Origin of the sequence: Croceitalea sp. MTPC6, from assembly GCF_036985525.1 — a bacterium.
Classification (GTDB): domain Bacteria; phylum Bacteroidota; class Bacteroidia; order Flavobacteriales; family Flavobacteriaceae; genus Croceitalea.
Genome location: NZ_BTGR01000001.1, coordinates 324,386 through 342,377, shown reverse-complemented (window position 1 = coordinate 342,377; position 17,992 = coordinate 324,386). Strand labels below are relative to the sequence as shown.

The 17,992-nt window shown below is 36.2% G+C and carries 17 protein-coding genes; 6 read left to right on the top strand and 11 right to left on the bottom strand.

Annotation, left to right across the window (positions count from 1 at the left end; all coding sequences use genetic code 11):
- Positions 1-45 precede the first annotated feature (45 nt).
- Positions 46-2,151, bottom strand: coding sequence for an ATP-dependent DNA helicase RecG (gene recG, locus AACP56_RS01595; RefSeq protein ID WP_339334158.1), 2,106 nt, complete (start codon positions 2,149-2,151; stop codon positions 46-48).
- A 46-nt stretch (positions 2,152-2,197) separates the two neighbouring features.
- Here recG and AACP56_RS01590 point away from each other — a divergent pair, with 46 nt between their 5' ends.
- Positions 2,198-4,291: a M1 family metallopeptidase gene (locus tag AACP56_RS01590; RefSeq protein WP_339334160.1), complete on the top strand. Its 2,094-nt coding sequence runs from the start codon at positions 2,198-2,200 to the stop codon at positions 4,289-4,291.
- Positions 4,288-5,202, top strand: coding sequence for a patatin-like phospholipase family protein (locus AACP56_RS01585; RefSeq protein ID WP_339334162.1), 915 nt, complete (start codon positions 4,288-4,290; stop codon positions 5,200-5,202). The genes AACP56_RS01590 and AACP56_RS01585 overlap by 4 nt, the downstream gene beginning before the upstream one ends.
- A gap of 1 nt (position 5,203) precedes the next feature.
- Here AACP56_RS01585 and AACP56_RS01580 read toward each other — a convergent pair whose 3' ends face one another.
- Genes AACP56_RS01580 through AACP56_RS01555 form a run of 6 tightly spaced genes read right to left on the bottom strand, consistent with a single transcriptional unit; the run spans position 5,204 to position 10,166 of the window.
- A complete protein-coding gene (locus AACP56_RS01580; protein ID WP_339334164.1) occupies positions 5,204-5,722 on the bottom strand; it encodes a DUF7935 family protein in 519 nt (172 codons plus the stop codon).
- A gap of 60 nt (positions 5,723-5,782) precedes the next feature.
- Positions 5,783-6,547 (bottom strand): hypothetical protein, encoded by a 765-nt coding sequence (locus AACP56_RS01575; RefSeq protein WP_339334166.1) that lies wholly within the window; start codon positions 6,545-6,547, stop codon positions 5,783-5,785.
- A 2-nt stretch (positions 6,548-6,549) separates the two neighbouring features.
- Complete coding sequence (locus AACP56_RS01570; RefSeq protein WP_339334168.1) at positions 6,550-8,112, bottom strand: FMN-binding glutamate synthase family protein; 1,563 nt, start codon at positions 8,110-8,112, stop codon at positions 6,550-6,552.
- Between the two features lie 10 nt (positions 8,113-8,122).
- A complete protein-coding gene (locus AACP56_RS01565; protein WP_339334170.1) occupies positions 8,123-8,308 on the bottom strand; it encodes a hypothetical protein in 186 nt (61 codons plus the stop codon).
- Positions 8,309-8,334: 26 nt separating this feature from the next.
- Positions 8,335-9,615, bottom strand: a complete 1,281-nt coding sequence (locus AACP56_RS01560) for an amidohydrolase (protein WP_339334172.1) — start codon at positions 9,613-9,615, stop codon at positions 8,335-8,337.
- Positions 9,616-9,626: 11 nt separating this feature from the next.
- On the bottom strand, positions 9,627-10,166 hold the full coding sequence (locus AACP56_RS01555; protein WP_339334174.1) for a DsrE family protein: 540 nt from the start codon (positions 10,164-10,166) through the stop codon (positions 9,627-9,629).
- 115 nt (positions 10,167-10,281) lie between these two features.
- On the opposite strand from AACP56_RS01555, the gene AACP56_RS01550 reads away from it, so the two are divergent.
- From AACP56_RS01550 to AACP56_RS01540, 3 genes are read left to right on the top strand one after another with little or no spacing between them, the layout of a single operon-like run.
- The gene (locus AACP56_RS01550) at positions 10,282-12,621 is read left to right on the top strand and encodes an ATP-dependent helicase (protein WP_339334176.1); all 2,340 of its coding nucleotides are present in this window, start codon (positions 10,282-10,284) and stop codon (positions 12,619-12,621) included.
- A gap of 23 nt (positions 12,622-12,644) precedes the next feature.
- The gene (locus AACP56_RS01545; protein WP_339334178.1) at positions 12,645-13,364 is read left to right on the top strand and encodes a hypothetical protein; all 720 of its coding nucleotides are present in this window, start codon (positions 12,645-12,647) and stop codon (positions 13,362-13,364) included.
- An 18-nt stretch (positions 13,365-13,382) separates the two neighbouring features.
- Positions 13,383-14,003, top strand: coding sequence for an L-threonylcarbamoyladenylate synthase (locus AACP56_RS01540; RefSeq protein ID WP_339334180.1), 621 nt, complete (start codon positions 13,383-13,385; stop codon positions 14,001-14,003).
- Between the two features lie 77 nt (positions 14,004-14,080).
- Here the strand turns inward: AACP56_RS01540 and AACP56_RS01535 are convergent, their stop codons facing one another.
- The 3 genes from AACP56_RS01535 to AACP56_RS01525 all read right to left on the bottom strand — a co-directional run bounded on the left by AACP56_RS01535 (position 14,081) and on the right by AACP56_RS01525 (position 16,490).
- Positions 14,081-14,953 carry an OmpA/MotB family protein gene (locus tag AACP56_RS01535; RefSeq protein ID WP_339334182.1) on the bottom strand — a complete coding sequence of 291 codons (873 nt, stop codon included), beginning with the start codon at positions 14,951-14,953 and terminating at the stop codon, positions 14,081-14,083.
- Between the two features lie 76 nt (positions 14,954-15,029).
- Positions 15,030-16,031, bottom strand: a complete 1,002-nt coding sequence (locus AACP56_RS01530) for a glycosyltransferase family 2 protein (RefSeq protein ID WP_339334184.1) — start codon at positions 16,029-16,031, stop codon at positions 15,030-15,032.
- A 12-nt stretch (positions 16,032-16,043) separates the two neighbouring features.
- Positions 16,044-16,490, bottom strand: a complete 447-nt coding sequence (locus AACP56_RS01525) for a type I restriction enzyme HsdR N-terminal domain-containing protein (RefSeq protein WP_339334186.1) — start codon at positions 16,488-16,490, stop codon at positions 16,044-16,046.
- A 26-nt stretch (positions 16,491-16,516) separates the two neighbouring features.
- Between AACP56_RS01525 and holA the strand changes: the two genes are divergently transcribed.
- Positions 16,517-17,518 carry a DNA polymerase III subunit delta gene (gene holA / locus AACP56_RS01520; RefSeq protein ID WP_339334188.1) on the top strand — a complete coding sequence of 334 codons (1,002 nt, stop codon included), beginning with the start codon at positions 16,517-16,519 and terminating at the stop codon, positions 17,516-17,518.
- On the opposite strand, the gene AACP56_RS01515 is transcribed toward holA, so the two are convergent.
- A complete protein-coding gene (locus AACP56_RS01515) occupies positions 17,519-17,899 on the bottom strand; it encodes a DoxX family protein (RefSeq protein ID WP_339334190.1) in 381 nt (126 codons plus the stop codon).
- Between the last annotated feature and the right edge of the window lie 93 nt (positions 17,900-17,992).

The following is a 17,992-nucleotide window of genomic DNA, read 5'->3' as shown; positions in this document are numbered from 1 at the left end:
TTATTAAACTTAAAAGCGCAGGGGGTAATGACTATCTCTGCGTTTTTAGCTTATATACCCCCAAATAGCCTTATCCTTGGTAAGATTTACATAGGCTTGTCTTATCTTTAAATTTTCTGGCTTTGCGAGCTTAGAGTCATCTTTTAAAAGCTGTATTGCGTAGTATCTAGCCGATTTCAAAATCTGATTGTCTTTTACTATATCAGCTATTTTAAGGTTTAATAGTCCGCTTTGTTGCGTACCCATTAAATTACCAGGACCACGCAGTTTTAAATCCACTTCGGCTATTTCAAAACCGTCATTGGTCCGTACCATAGTTTCTAAACGGGTTTTAGCATCAATGGACAGTTTATGGCTAGTCATAAGAATACAGAAACTCTGTTCTGCTCCACGCCCAACACGACCTCTTAGTTGGTGCAATTGCGAGAGTCCAAAACGCTCAGCACTTTCAATAATCATTACAGAAGCGTTAGGCACATTTACTCCAACCTCAATTACAGTTGTAGCTACCATGATTTGTGTTTCGCCTTTAATGAAGCGATTCATTTCATAGTCTTTGTCATCTGCTTTCATTTTTCCATGTACAATGGATATCTGGTATTCAGGTAAGGGAAAATCTCTCGAGATACTTTCGTAGCCATCCATTAAATCCTTGTAATCTAAAGCTTCAGATTCCTGAATTAAGGGATAAACAATATAAACTTGGCGTCCTTTTCTAATTTCATCTTTAATAAATTGAAATACCTTTAATCTGTTCGCATCATATCTATGCACTGTTTTGATAGGTTTCCTACCAGGGGGCAATTCATCAATCACAGAAATATCCAAATCACCATAAAGGCTCATCGCCAATGTTCGTGGTATTGGTGTAGCTGTCATTACTAGAATATGAGGAGGCACTTCGTTCTTTTTCCACAGTTTTGAACGTTGGGCTACTCCAAAGCGATGTTGCTCGTCAATCACAGCCAAACCAAGGCTATTAAATTGAACTTTATCCTCTAATAATGCATGCGTACCCACTAGGATGTTTAGGTCTCCATTTTCGAGGCGTTCATGAATACCCTTGCGGATAGATTTTTTTACCGAACCCGTTAGAATTTCAATAGAGATATCCATTTCTCCCAAAAGTTCTTTCAAGCCATTGTAATGCTGATTCGCAAGGATTTCTGTAGGTGCCATTAAACAGGCCTGGTAATTGTTATCAATAGCTAAAAGCATGCACAACAATGCCACAATAGTTTTACCAGAACCAACATCACCTTGTAAAAGCCTGTTCATTTGAGCGCTACTGCCTAAATCATTGCGAATTTCTTTAACGACTCGCTTTTGGGCGTTGGTCAATTCAAAGGGTAAATGGTTTTTGAAGAAATGGTGAAAATTATCACCTACTTGATCAAAAGCCAAACCCTTAATTTTTTGTTTACGAACAGCTTTTTTATTTAATAATTGGAGCTGGACATAAAAAAGCTCCTCAAATTTTAGCCGAAATTGGGCTTTTGCCAATAATTCTTGGTTCTCAGGGAAATGGATATTGAATAGTGCCTCACTTTTTGAAATCAACTTTAATTCATTGATAAGTGTTACTGAAAGTGTTTCTGGAAATTGATTTTTCGTTTCTATAAATAATTGCTGAATCAGCTTTGAAACTACTCGGTTAGTAATACCAGAGTTGCTCAACTTTTCTGTAGAAGGATATATGGGCTGCATGGCAATTTTCAACCCTGCTTGGTGAACTTTTTGTAATTCCATTTCTGGGTGGGGCATGGAAAAAGTACTTCCGTATCTATTTACTCTTCCAAAAACGACATAGGGCTCATTTAATTTTAAGTTTTCACGAATCCATTTTTGACTTCGGAACCAGACCAATTCCATTTGTCCGGTTTCATCTTTAAAAGTTGCTACTAAACGTTTACCTCGCTTTTGTTCAACGGTTTTAAGATGTATAATTTTTCCAAGTATTTGAATATCAGCCCCGCTATCTTTTAACTGAGCAATTTTATAGTATTGGGTTTTGTCCAAATATCGGTTTGGGTAGAGCTGGAGCAGATCTTGAAAAGATTCGATTCCTAATTCCGTACGTAAAAGTTCGGCCCTGTTTGGACCAACACCTTTAAGATAAACTATTGGTGTTTGCAAGAAATTGGAATTCATAGAACTAAAATATGTAATTTGGATTGACTTTTGCTACTTTGCTCCCATGAGGCTATTCCAGTTTATGTTTCTTTTTGTATTTACGCTTTCACTTTTTGCGCAAGAACAGAGCGCAGTTGATTTTACCAAAGTTGAGGCAGAAATTACACCAATTTTTAATGCTGAGGAGATTTGGGGAAGTGTGACCTACGATTTTGCAATCAAAGCAAAAGTAGACTCTATTTTTGTGGATGCAATCAATATGGAATTTCTCTATGCCTCATTGGATAAAAAACAAATTGAATATTCAAATACGGGAAAGCAAATCGTTTTTAAAGCACCAGAAAACTTAGGTGAACATCAATTATTTCTTAGGTATGTTGCCAAACCAAAGCAGACCGTTTATTTTATTGAAAAAGATTCTTCCCTTCTTTCAAAACAATTCTGGACACAAGGACAAGGAAAATACACTAGCCATTGGTTGCCCAGTTTTGACGATATGACTGAAAAAGTTGAGTTTGACCTAATACTTAATGCGGATGAGGAACATACAGTCATAGCTAACGGAAAACTAATAAAAAAGAATACCGAGGAAGGCCTTACTGATTGGCATTTTGATATGACCCAACCAATGAGCAGTTACCTTGTGGCTTTTGCCATAGGTAATTTTGAAAAGAAAGCATTAAAATCCTCTTCTGGAGTACCTCTTGAGTTGTATTATGAGCCTAAGGATAGCTTAAATGTGGAACCAACATATCGATACACAAAAGAGGTTTTTGATTTTTTAGAACAAGAAATAGGTGTTTCTTATCCATGGCAAAACTACAAGCAAGTTCCTGTACAAGACTTCCTTTATGCTGGAATGGAGAATACTAGTGTGACCATTTTTTCCAATAGTTACATGGTAGACTCTACAGCTTTTGTAGATAAAAATTATGTAAATGTAAATGCCCATGAAATGGCACACCAATGGTTTGGAAATTTAGTTACAGAACAGAGTGGAAAGCACCATTGGCTACATGAAGGTTTTGCCACTTACTATGCGTATTTAGCTGAACAACATCTATTTGGGGATGACTATTTTTATTGGAAGTTATACGAAACTGCTAAAACACTCCATAATTTATCCGAGAATGGAGGAGGAGAAGCCTTGACTGACCCAAATGCAAACAGCCTTACTTTTTATGAAAAAGGAGCTTGGGCATTGGTGATGTTAAAGGACCAAGTTGGAGATAAATTTTTTAAGACAGGAATCCAAAACTATTTGAAAAAATATCAATTCAGAAATATTACAATAGAAGACTTTTTAATCGAAGTAGAATTGGCATCTGGTCAGAAAATGGCTGGGTTTAGGGAAAAATGGCTTGAGTCTGATGAATTTCCCTGGGGAGAAGTAAAAGAAAAATTAAGACGCGAATCTGAAACTTTAGCCATAGTATTTGAAATGGAAAATGAATTCAAAAAAGCTAAGAGTGATGATTTAGATTATGAAGCATACTGGGATAAGACCAATTCCGTTTATTTCAAGCAATATCTAATTAAAGAATACCATCGAGCTTTACCTACTACAGTTATTGAAAAGGCTTTCGCCAGCAATAATACTAAAATTCGAAGAGCCTTATCTAGTTCGCTGTATGGTGTTTCAGGTGCTAGACAGTCAACTGAAAAACTCCAACAACAATTTGAATCGCTTTTAGATGATAATAGTTACGTAACTATTGAAAATACACTTATAAAATTGTGGTCTACTTTTCCTGAGAAAAGGAGTGTATATCTTTCGAAGACAAAAGATATCATTGGACTGCCCAATAAAAATATTCGTTTAATGTGGTTGGCCTTGGCTTTGATTACAGAAGGTTATGAATCAGAGAAGAAACAAAAATATTATATAGAATTGAATGGGTATACTTCACCCAATTATCATTTTGAAGTGAGACAATTGGCATTCCAATATCTCAGTCAGATTCAAGCTTTAAGTGATGAAGCACTGATAAATTTGGTAAAAGCATCCATGCATCATGTTTGGCAGTTTAAGAAGTCTTCAAGAAATTTGCTCAAGGAGTTGAGTGAAAGTAATGAATATAAAGAACGACTTGAAAGTATATCCGGGTTTCTAAATTCTGAAGAAAAAGAAACTTTAAATAAATTATTAAGTCCATGAAAGCACTGGTGATTTCTGGTGGTGGTAGTAAAGGTGCCTTTGCTGGAGGCGTGGCACAATTCCTTATTGAGGAGGCCGGAAACGAATATGATATATTTGTAGGCACATCCACCGGAAGTCTTCTTATTTCACATTTAGCACTTGGGAAACTTAACAAAATCAAAGAAATCTACTCTTCCGTCAACCAAAAAAGTATTTTCAACAATTGCCCTTTTGTAGTTAAGAAAAAATATGGCGCGGATATCATTAGCATGAACCATTGGAATATTTTAAAGAATCTACTGAAAGGGAAAAAGACTTTTGGAGAGAGTGAAAACCTTCGTCAACTCATAAGGGACAGTGTTACTGAGATTGAGTTTAATGAGCTAAAGGCATCTACCAAGGATATTGTCATTACTGTTTCAAATTTATCGCTAAACCAAGTAGAGTATAAATCCATTAATGATTGTACTTATGGTGAGTTTTGTGATTGGATTTGGATTTCGGCTAACTATACGCCATTTATGAGTCTCGTAAGGAAAAATGGTTGCGAGTATGCTGATGGTGGTTTGGGAAGTCTGGTTCCAATTGAGGAAGCAATTCTTAGAGGGGCAACGGAAGTAGATGTAGTGGTATTGCATACCGAGGTTAACTACTACAACAGAATGCCATCTCGAAACCCTTTTGAGCTTATTACCAATATGTTAGGTTTTGTTTTGGATAGAATTGAAAACCAAAATATTAGAGTCGGTAAATTAGTGGCAAACCAGAAAAATGCAATTATCAACTTATATTATACACCAACGATTTTAACTACCAACTCTTTGATTTTCAACAAAGAAAAAATGACACGCTGGTGGAAAAGGGGGTATTTATATGCTAAAAACAAGAATGCAGAGAGTATGCCTATTCAGCCTAACCTTCAAGAATAAATTACCACAAATCACCTACCTCTTTCTTCACAAATGCTAAAGCAGTTGCAGAAGGGGATTGCTTTTCTATCATTTGGGTCAGAATATCTTCACGAAGTTTATCTGCGGAGTCAGATTCGCTCATACCTGCAGATCTTATAATTTGTATTGTTGCACTTTTGGCCGCTTTTATGACATTCCAACATTCATCAGTCATATAAATTTGTTGTGATAGATTATGATCGAACTCATCTTCTACATTTTTGATAAGTAGATTTTCGTAAGCAGCTTTATCCTTACTTTTTGGTGCAACCCTTACCACAAGACTATTAATGGCAATACGCTCTAGAAATAAGGCCATACGCTCATAAGCTTGTAATCTTACTGGCAGTGTGTCTTTTTGAGAGTCTTTGTGCAATAAAAAACGTCTTCTACCATCTTCGTTTCGCGTGTGGAGCCTAAAAAAGTAAAAAGCGATTAAACCTGTAACTACAGATGGTAATAGGTAAGCAAAAAGTTGGAAAATTTGGTCTCCGGTCATAATTCGTTTAGGTTTTGATGAATTAAGAACGTATTTTTTTTTCTAAAAGTATACCTATTGCTATTTGAACTCAGTTTTTAGCATTGTGTAAAAAGCCTTATGGTTTGGACCAATTCTTACGGAAACCCCTTCTTTAAAATTCCCGTCTTTTACCAAAACTTTTATTTTGTTAGGTTCTATACCTTCCGTTTTCAATATGCCGTTAGCTACTGCCGTGGCTTGATTATAGCTTTGTTCAAATTCTCCAGTAATATTCAAGCCTTCCACTATAACAGATCTATCCGGATTGGCCTTAATTAGTTCACCCACTTTTTTTGCCCATGCGAGGCCACCTTCTGTTAGCTTTATTGCAGTATCTGAACCAAACAAGCTATCCAAGGAATTGGAAATTAAGAGCTCACCATCAGTGATTCCAACTTTTGCACCTGCTCCCATAGTTTGTTTGGTTTGAGTCAACAATTGGATGGTAATGGAATCATTCTTCAAGAAAGTATCCCTAATTAGATTCAGCTCTTGCTCTTTCTGATTTAAACTTGTCAAAGCGTTATTTACAGTTTCCGTGTTCTGCTTTGAGATTTTTGAAAAACTCGTCAAATTTTGCAATAGCGTTGCATTAGCATTACGGAGCTCGGTATTTTCTTTTTCAAATAGCTCTGCCTTGGAATCTGAGGCATTAATCTGACGTTTTGCTACGGAAACGGAGTCATTCAATGCCAAAATGGTTTTCTCAAGTTCAGCAACCTTTGTAATTAACTCACTCTTCTTTTGAGCCTGAATCACTACTGATGTAATTAAAAATAAGATTAAGGGTAATAGTTTTTTCATAATTAAAAATTCGTTTTTCCGCCCAAATAGGTGCAATCATAAAGTTCTTGAACTCCGTTAAAATCAACTGGGGTCTTTTCGTACCCATAGACAGATTTTAAATCACTGCTAAGGTAATCATCATCTACGTTAACTTGAATATCTGTCATCATAAATTGTGCGGGATGTTCATAGCCGGCAGCATGGGTCACTTCTAAAACCTCTTTCCTAAAGGTTTTAAAATATTGTGCCAAGCGTTCAGATTTTAAGGTAACATCAATACCTGACTGTAACCATTTGCTTTGTGTGGCCACACCAGCTGGACAGCGGTTAGTATGACAAATCTGTGCTTGAATGCAACCAATGCTCATCATGGCCTCCCTGGCCACATTAATACAATCCACACCCATGGCAAATGCCATAGCAGCTTTTGCGGGAAAACCTAATTTTCCACTTCCCACAAAAACAATTCTTTCAGTTAATCCCCGCTCTTGGAAGATTTTATACAAACTAGTAAAACCATACACCCAAGGTAGGGATACGTGATCTGCAAAACTTGGTGGTGCTGCTCCGGTACCACCTTCACCACCGTCAACAGCTATAAAATCTGGGCCTTTACCGGTTTTCTTCATTAAATCAGCAAGTTCTATCCATTGGTCCAATTTTCCGATTGCACCTTTTATTCCAACAGGTAAGCCAGTTTCGTCCGCTATTTTTTCTACGAGTTCATGCAATTCAGATATGGAAGAAAAAGCTTTATGTGTTGCAGGTGACAACACATCTTTTCCTACTTCAACACCACGAATTTCTGCAATTTCTTTGGTGATTTTTGCTCCAGGCAAAACCCCACCCTTACCCGGTTTGGCACCTTGGGAAAGCTTTACTTCAATAGCTTTGATACACGGGTTTTCATCAACCAAGACCTTCATTTTATCAATAGAAAGATTACCATCTTTAGAGCGCACTCCAAAATAACCCGTTCCAAAATGAAAAACGACATCCCCACCTTGTTTATGATAAGGTGAAAGACCGCCTTCTCCCGTATTGTGATAGGCTTCTGCTTTCTGAACCCCCTTGTTCATTGCTTCCACAGCTGCTGCTGATAAAGAACCAAAACTCATTGCGGAAACATTGATTACTGAGGCCGGGCGATATGGTTTTTTACGTTTATTATACGCGCCCATCACTTTTGCACAAGGTAAAAAATATGGATTTTCTTTATTTGGGTGTTTATCTGATACTTGATAACCAATCATTGCATTTTTAACAAAAATATGTTGGTGTGCATATACATCCCTGTCCGTTCCAAAGCCCTCATAGTTATTTTCGCTCTTTGCGGAAGCATAAATCCAACCTCTTTCAATCCTATTGAAAGGTAATTCCTCCCTGTTGTTGGCCACAAAATATTGTCGCATTTCTGGACCAATACTTTCCAACCAGTAACGCAAATGACCTACAATTGGGAAGTTATGGTTTATGGTATGGGAACGTTGAAAAAAAATATCTCTAATTGCTACGAGCACTAAAATAGATATGACCCATAACCACCATGGGATATTTCCTAAAAAAGTTAATACCTCATCCATTTGCTAAATTTCAACTATGTTTTTTCTTATTGTCGATAACTATTTTGATTACTCCGTATAAGGCCAATAGAACCCCAATAATAGTACAGGAAAGGTATGACCATCCAGGTTTCTCCATTACAAGAAGCCCCATCCCCAAAGAGGTAAAGATCATTCCAATAATGCTATACAAAAAGCCTCTATTTTTCTTTTCCATCCAAAAGTATTCTTACTTGGAAATAATTATTTGCCGCTATCGAGATAATCCAATGTTAATTCTGTCATAGCTTTTACCCCCAATTGCATTCCGGCATCATCTATCATGAAATCAGGAGTATGATGTGGAAAAGATTCTGTATTCCCTGGGGTCATTCCTCCCAGAAAGAAGAAAAACCCTGGCGCTTCCCGTTGAAAATAAGAGAAATCTTCTGCACCTGTTATTGCTTTTTGGATTACAACATTATCATTACCTGCAACTCGCTCTAGTGTTGGGAGCATTTGCGTTACAAGAGCTGGGTCGTTGTAGGTGATATCTGTTGCATCTTTTATTTCGCAAGTCGCGGTACCTCCGTAAGCTTTGGCGATGGTTTCTACCATTTCTACCATTCTTTTGTTCAATTTGTCTTTCATATCATAGTCCAATGTTCTTATAGTACCTATCATTTCAGCACTTTCGGGAATAATATTAAAACGTACCCCACTTTTAATTTTACCTACGGTAATTACAGCTGCTTCTTCTGTAAGTTTAGTTTCACGACTAATAATGGTTTGCAATCCATCAATAATTTTTGCACTTATAAGAATGGGATCAACTCCAGACCACGGTTGTGAACCGTGACTTTGTTTTCCATTTACTTTGATAGTGAAGCTTTGCGCTGCAGCCATTGTGCCTCCAGATTTATACCGAATCATTCCAACTGGTGCTTGTGAGTTGATATGTAATCCAAAAATCGCGTCCACTTTTGGGTTTTCCATCACGCCCTCTTTTACCATTAATAGTGCTCCTCCTTCTTCACCTGGTGGTGGCCCTTCTTCTGCAGGCTGGAAAATAAACTTCACAGTACCGTTTATTTTGTCCTTGTTTTTAGAAAGTATTTCAGCAACACCCATTAGAATGGCAGTATGTGTGTCATGTCCGCAGGCGTGCATAACGCCAACTTTCTCCCCTAAAAATTCTGAAGTAACTGTGGATTTATATGGTAAATCGTTTCGTTCTGTAACGGGTAAGGCATCAATATCAGCTCTCAGTGCTACTACTTTTCCTGGATTATTCCCATTTAAAAGCCCTACAACCCCAGTATGGGCTACGTCAGTTTGTACTTCTATCCCAAGAGATTTTAGATGGTTGGCAATCTTTTCAGCAGTTTTAAATTCACGGTTGCCCAGTTCTGGGTTTTGATGAATGTCATGGCGCCATTCAATCACTTTTTGTTCTATTTTTTCGTAATCTTTTCCAAGATTAGGGCCTTGCGCAATTGCACTTGTTGTTACAAAACATATTCCTAATAGCAATAATTTATTCATGAGTTGTTATTTTAAAATTTAATAAGACGGTAACCATTATTTTGTAACTGAATCAGAGCGGTCATAGCAGAAAGCGACAGTTGTACTCCAGTAATTGTATCTTCTATTGGGAAATCCCTAGATAATGAAGATTGACCACAAAATATAAATTCTACTCCAGCATCCATCAACTGTTCTACCATTTCTGAATTTGGGTTATCAATGTCGTAGCGTTTTTTATACGCGGCGTTGGTGATGATATCTTTGGAAGCTCTGTTGTGCACTACAAGAGCTACTTTCATATTTTCTTTTGTAACGCCGCTTTGGGCATGCATATTTAAAAACCGTGCAGCAGTTTCAATACTTTTATTTAAGGATGATTTGTCCTCGGGGCTGTTCATAATATCAAAAACAACCTTTAGCTCAGTATCTTTTTTAATCTTATAATCTTGATTTTCAATTTGCCAAACTTTTCCGTAATCTGCGATTATGGGACCTGCTTTTTTTTCTTGGGCCACACCTGCAAAATAACCTAGTGCCAACAGGGATAAAAAGAAGTATTTTTTACTCATAAGGTCTAAATATATTTAAAACTGGGCGAAATACCATTTGCTGTTCAAAAGTATTTAAAGCTTCGTTTCAACAAACCGAGTAGATTGGCTAATTTCACCTTTTGAGTTTTTATTTGTGGAGAAAGAGATTGCATATTTAAAAGGATTAAATGAAGCCCAACTAGCACCCGTTTTGCATAAAGATGGACCGCTTATGGTAATTGCTGGTGCCGGCTCGGGTAAAACTAGGGTTTTAACCTATCGTATAGCGCACCTAATGGCGCAAGGCGTAGATTCATTTAATATTTTAGCGTTAACCTTTACCAATAAAGCAGCACGTGAAATGAAGAAGCGTATTGCGGATATTGTTGGTAATTCTGAAGCTAAAAATCTGTGGATGGGGACCTTCCATTCCGTTTTTGCCAAATTGCTTCGTTTTGATGGGGATAAATTGGGCTACCCAAATAATTTCACTATTTACGATACGCAAGACTCACAACGCCTTATTGCTTCTATTATAAAGGAGATGGGCTTGGACAAGGATATATACAAATACAAACAAATTCAGAATAGGATTTCCTCCTACAAGAATAGTCTAATCACAGTGAAGGCCTATTTTCAGAACCCAGAATTGGTTGAAGCTGATGCCATGGCAAAACGCCCTAGACTGGGAGAAATATACCAAAACTATGTAGATCGTTGTTTTAAGGCTGGAGCAATGGATTTTGACGATCTTTTACTAAGAACTAACGAATTGCTGACGCGATTCCCTGAGGTTTTAATGAAGTATCAAGACCGCTTTAGGTATATTTTGGTAGATGAGTACCAAGATACCAATCACTCACAATATTTAATTGTAAAGGCACTCGCTGACCGTTATCAAAATATATGTGTAGTAGGGGATGATGCACAAAGCATTTATTCTTTCCGAGGGGCGAATATCAGTAATATTCTAAACTTTCAGCGTGATTATGACGATGTGGGCATGTACCGTTTGGAGCAGAACTATAGATCTACAAAGAACATTGTAAATGCTGCGAATTCTATTATAGCCAAAAATAAAAATCAGTTAGAAAAAGTAGTTTGGACCTCAAATGACGAAGGAGATAAAATTAAGGTTCATCGCAGTATCACGGATGCTGAAGAAGGACGTTATGTAGCAGCTTCTATTTTTGAAAATCGCATGCAGCACCAAATGAAAAATGGTGAATTTGCTGTGCTATATCGTACTAACTCCCAGTCGCGATCTATTGAAGATGCTTTGCGGAAAAAAGATATCCCATACCGTATTTATGGAGGACTCTCCTTTTACCAGCGAAAGGAAATCAAAGATGTATTGGCATATTTGCGTTTGATTGTTAATCCAAAGGATGAGGAAGCATTAAAACGAATTATAAACTTTCCGGCACGTGGAATTGGGCAAACTACTATAGATAAGTTAGTGGTTGCTGCCAATCATTACGGACGCTCTATTTTTGAAGTTATTGAAAATCTATCCAAGCTAGAGCTTAAAATCAATGCAGGCACTTCTAGAAAACTGGAAGATTTTGTGACCATGATCAAAAGCTTTCAGATTATGAATGAAGGCTCAGATGCATTTGTGCTTGCCGAGCATGTTGCTAAGAAAACAGGATTGCTGTTAGAATTTAAGAAAGATGGTACTCCAGAGGGCATAGGTAGGATGGAGAACATTGAGGAATTGCTCAATGGTATTCAAGATTTCGTGGAGGGGCAAAAAGAATTGGCAGAAGCAACAGGTAGTCTCACGGAGTTTTTAGAAGATGTCGCATTAGCTTCAGATTTGGATAAAGATACAGGCGATGATGATAGAGTAGCCTTAATGACCATCCACTTGGCAAAAGGATTGGAGTTTCCATATGTGTATATCGTAGGAATGGAAGAGGATTTATTTCCATCAGCAATGAGCATGAATACCCGCAGTGAGCTAGAGGAGGAGCGAAGGTTGTTTTATGTGGCATTGACCCGTGCAGAAAAGCAAGCGTATTTGACCTATACCCAAAATCGTTACCGTTGGGGAAAATTGATAGATGCTGAACCAAGTCGATTTTTGGAGGAGATTGAGGAGCAGTATGTGGAAAACTTAACTCCGGTTAATGATGGTTACCGTTACAAATCTCCTATAAGCGGTGATATTTTTGGCGAAGTAGATAAAAGTAAGCTTCGTCAGATAAAGCCAAAGAACGGGACACCACCTAGTATAAAAGGCCCCAATGAAAACCAGTTGCGTAAACTCAGAAAGTTAAAGCCACAAATTTCTGAACCAACTGCGAACACCAATGTAATTGATGCCAATTTAGTTGAAGGGGCGATGGTTAACCATACCCGTTTTGGTAAAGGTAAAGTGTTAAAAATCGAAGGAGTGGGCAACGATAAAAAGGCTGAAATTAAATTTGACAACGGTAATGTAAAAAAGCTATTATTACGTTTTGCTAAGTTGGAAGTGTTGAATCAATAGCTGCTTTTTTATATCTTAATTGGATGAATAAAGTTTTCCTTATATTTTTAATTTCCTTTTATTTTTTAGGGAATCTAAATGCTCAATTTGGGTATAGGTCTTTAAAGAAAGAACAGTCTAGCGCATCTTTTGTTCCGGTTAAGTTTAAAACTTTAAATGATAGCGTTCTAAATGGATACGGTTATCTTAACTCGGTAGCATTACAATCCATAGTGTTTTCAAAAGAAAAACCTACTGGCAAAAAGACCAAAGACTGGAAAGTTCTAAAAGTAAAGAATGTGGAATTATATAGGAAGGTTCCTGTAAATGAGATACAACGAATTTTAACACAAATAGATTTATTCGATTCGATAACGGCTAAAAAAATACATTCGCGAGGAGAGTTTCAAGTTGATACTTTAAGGGCTTATTATTTAAGAAATATGAAAGGTAATGTTGGAAAGGGCTTCAATGAATTGGTTTATGAGAATAATAGTGTTAGGTTATTTGAAGCAATTGAAACCCCTAACTTTGTTAAACACGAGCTAGTCTTCTTTCAGACAAAGGAATTACCTCCTTATGATAGTGACACCTATTTTTTAAATTACCATAATCAAAAAGCCTTTTTACGTTCTGCTAAAAGAGTTTTTAAAGAATGTCCGAAAATTCTAGAAAAAATAAATAGAGGAGCTTATTTTCCTAAAAATTTAAAAAAACTAAAGCAGTTAGCGTACGACTATGAAGTTTTTTGTAAAGCTAATTAATGAACTAAAACATATTTTGTGGCTGAGTTTATCAAAATATATGATGAGAACCCTAATCCTAAAGAGATTACAAAAGTAGTTAAGGTGCTTCGCGATGGTGGATTGGTCATTTATCCAACGGACACAGTTTATGGTTTAGGATGTGACATTACTAAAAGCCGTGCACTAGAAAAGATAGCTCGGATTAAGGGAATAAAATTAGCTAAGGCCAATTGGTCTTTTATTTGTGCGGATTTAAGTAATCTTTCGGACTACGTAAAGCAAATAGATACCGCTACTTTTAAAATATTAAAACGCGCTTTACCTGGTCCCTACACTTTTATTTTGCCAGGGAATAACAATTTACCAAAGGACTTTAAAAAGCGTAACACAGTGGGTATTCGAGTGCCTGATAATAGTATTGCACAAGCTTTAGTGAGCGAATTGGGCAATCCAATAGTTTCCACATCCATTAGGGATGAGGATGACGTTTTGGAATATACTACTGACCCAGATTTGATTTTTGAAAAATGGCAAAACCTAGTTGATATTGTGATCGATGGGGGTTATGGGGATAATGTAGCTTCTACGGTTATTGATTTATCCATAAGCCCTCCAGAAATTGTCCGTGAAGGAAAAGGCAATTTAGATGTATTATAATGCTCAGTTTTAATTTATAAGGTATAAAAAAAGCAGCCAACTGGCTGCTTTTTAAATTTTATGCAATTAGGGAATTCTTAGTTTCCACCACCATTAATAGCAGGGTCTTTCATTCCTTCTTCTATCATACTGTAGAACTGGTCGATTTTTGGAAGTACTACAATTCTAGTTCTTCTATTTTTAGCTCTTTCAGCAGCATTGTCATTACTAACTAGAGGAACATAGAAGCTTCTACCAGCAGCAGTCATTCTTTTTGGGTCTACGCTAAAATCGTTCTGTAAGACTCTTACAATTGACGTTGCACGTTTAGCACTTAAATCCCAGTTATCTAAAAGAACACCACTTCTATAAGGTACGTTATCTGTATGTCCTTCAACCATGAATTCAAAATCTGGCTTGTTGTTCACAACCTTAGCAACTTTACCTAATACTTCCTTGGCAGCATTGGTAACGTTGTAACTTCCACTTCTAAACAATAGTTTATCGGAGATAGAAACAAAAACAACACCTTTCTCTACACTTACTTCAATGTCTTCATCATCCAAGTTTCCAAGTACACCTTTTAAACTTTGCACTAACGATAGGTTTACAGAATCTCTTCTGGTAACGGCATCTTGCAATCTTCTGATGGTTAAATCCTTTTCTTGTAAGCTTTCAAGGGATTTTTCAAGGTTTTCTGCACCTTTAGCAGTCAAGGTAGTTAAATCCCCCATGTTATTTATCAGTTCTTGGTTGTTTGCTTTTAAGAAAGCATTTTGCTCTTCTAGAGCACTTAACCTAGATGAAGCAGTTGCTTTTTCCTCTAAGCAGTCATTAAGCTTAACAGTAGCTGAGTTTAATAAATCTTGAGTTTCTTTTTGTTTGGCTTCTAGTTCCGCATATTTCTTTTGCGATACACAAGAAGATAATAAAACTACAAGTGAAAGTGTTCCGAGTATAACTTTTTTCATGATTTAATTTTTGCGATTAACTGTTAGTTAGGTTTCAAAATTATATAAAATGATATGCTCTGATACCCTATTCTAGTTAATCTTTTACTAAAATGTTAAAATTTCTTATTTGATGTACGAAATGTGCCCATACTATAGATGTCACAAGATAGTATTTTAATATAAAATTAGCTTTTTCGCGTTTTCTATAGATTTTGGAAAAGTTGGCATAAAAGCTCAAATGTGCTTTAAACACAGCAAGGAAATGTTTTGGTTTTAGCTGGAAGAGAAACCTAAGAGCTGCTACTCCGTCTAAAATCAATCTAAAAAAGATAATTAGAAATGCTTTTCTTCTAGGTAAATTTTTTGTGATAGAGTAGAGGGAATTCCTAAAGTTTAAGAATGTTTTTTTTGGATTCATATTGCTCAATGTGGAACCACCAAGGTGATATACTTTACTTTGACCAACATAATACACCTTATGCCCGTTATTTTTTGCACGCCAACATAGGTCTACTTCTTCTTGATGTGCAAAATAATCTGTATCAAAACCATTCAGCTCCCAGAAAACATCAGATTTAATAAACATACAGGCACCAGTTGCCCAAAAAACTTCTTTAATATCATCATATTGACCTTTATCCTCTTCTAATGATTGGAAAATACGTCCGCGGCAGAATGGATAGCCTAACTTATCTATAAAACCTCCGGCAGCCCCTGCATATTCAAAATAACCCTTCCGTTTTAAATCTAAAATTTTAGGTTGAATGATTGTTGCTTTTGGAATTTCAGTGAATCCATTTATAATGGGTTTCAACCAATTTTCGGTAACCTCTACATCGGAATTAAGGAGACAATAGTAATCAGCATGAATACTTTTGAGCCCAATATTATAGCCTCCGGCAAAACCATGATTTTCCTTATTTATGACAATATCAATATGTGGGAACTCATTTTTTAAGACCTTAACCGAATCATCTGTAGAAGCATTATCAATAACATAAATGTCCGCACCGTGAGAATGCTCAATTACAGATGGCAAATACTTTTTGAGTAATTCTGCCCCGTTCCAATTTAATATGACTATTGCGAGTTTCAAAACGGAGGCAAATTAACGGCTAAAATCAGGAATTTCCTTTAAAAAAGAATATTTTTCTTTCTTTAGGTCCATTTGGCAGTAATAGTGTTGTAAACCATTGGTGACCATTAAGTATTCGGCATTTAATTTGAGGTTATAGCGAGCTATTTGGTCAAATGTATATTGGTCTATTTTTATTTTTGGGGATTTGCATTCAACTAAAACTTTAATACTACCATTTGTATTAAATACGACGACATCAAACCTTTTTTTAAGATTGTTTACCAAAATTTGTTTTTCAACATTGATGATACTTCTTGGATATTTTTTTTCTTCAATTAGAAAATGAACCACATGTTGTCTAACCCATTCTTCGGGTTGTAAGGCCACAAATTTTTTACGGATAATGTCAAAAACATGGATGCTATTTTCGCTACTTTTGAAACGGAACTTGTATTCTGGAAAATTCAATGGCTGCATTGAGCAAATTTGGTGAATTTTTTTAAATGGAAGCTGTAAAAGCAATTGTAACTGATATAAAACAAAAAAATCTAAAACCCCTCTATTTTTTAATGGGTGAGGAGCCTTACTATATTGATAAAATTTCAGACTTTATTGCTAATAGTGTATTGACCGAAGAAGAGCGCGGATTTAATCAGATGTCATTTTACGGAAAAGAAACTTCTGTAGATGACATTGTTGCCAATGCAAAGCGCTTTCCAATGATGGCAGAGCATCAGGTTGTTATTGTTAAAGAAGCACAGGAACTTTCAAGGACCATAGAAAATTTAGTTTCTTATGCCGAAAACCCACAACCAACAACAGTTTTAGTAGTTTGTTATAAGTATAAAAAGCTTGATAAAAGAAAGAAGCTATATAAGACTGTTCAAAAAACTGGGGTTTTATTTGAAAGTAAAAAACTTTATGAGAATCAAGTTGCAGATTGGATACGTAGAGTACTTAATGGAAAAAAGTATCAAATTTCGCCAAAAGCTGCTGCTTTATTAGTGGAATTTCTTGGGACAGATTTGAGCAGGATAAATAATGAGTTAGAGAAATTGTTTTTAGTTGTAAAACCCGGAACTGAAATAACACCATCAGTAATCGAAGAACATATTGGTATAAGTAAGGACTTCAATAATTTTGAATTAAAGAAAGCAATTGGAGAGCGAAATATTTCAAAAGCAAGCCGTATCATAAATTATTTTGCCCAGAATCCAAAAGATAATCCATTTGTTCTAACGGTTACCTTGCTCAATAGTTTTTTCACCCAGCTTCTTAAGTATCATGGATTAAGTGACCATTCTCCGAGGAATGTTGCTTCTGTATTGGGAGTAAGCCCTTATTTTGTGGATGAATACCAAGTAGCTGCCAAAAACTACCCCATGAAAAGGGTTAGTAAGATAGTTTCAAATCTAAGGGAGATGGATTTAAAGGGCAAAGGGGTAAATGCGCAAAACACCAGCCACTTTGATTTACTTAAAGAACTTTTAGTCAAGATTATTTAATCACTTTTTATCTACACTAAATTTTCCTGGACCTACAAAAACAATTACGATAAAAACTAAAAGATACAATAAGGCTTTCTCTTGAACTTTAAAGGGGTCTGATATATGCACTGCAAAAAAGGCAACTGCCATAGTTAATGCAGCTGGGATAGCTGCTAATCTGGTTTTATAACCAACAAGTATCAATATTGGCGCAATAAACTCTCCAATTACTGCTAAAAAAAGTGAGGGGGTTGAGCCAATTCCTATTGGGTTTGGAAATTCGAAATTACCTGCGATTAGATTTTGGAACTTGCCGAGGCCATGTCCAAATATCATCATTAAGGAAATACCTACTCTTAGTATTGCAAGTCCTAAATCTGTTAAAAGTGATTTTTTCATTCTTGGGGGAAATTTAATTATTGCAAATTAATCTTTTTATTCAATATCTAATTTCTTTTCGTTTGAAAAAGAGTTTTTATCGTCTCCAAAAAC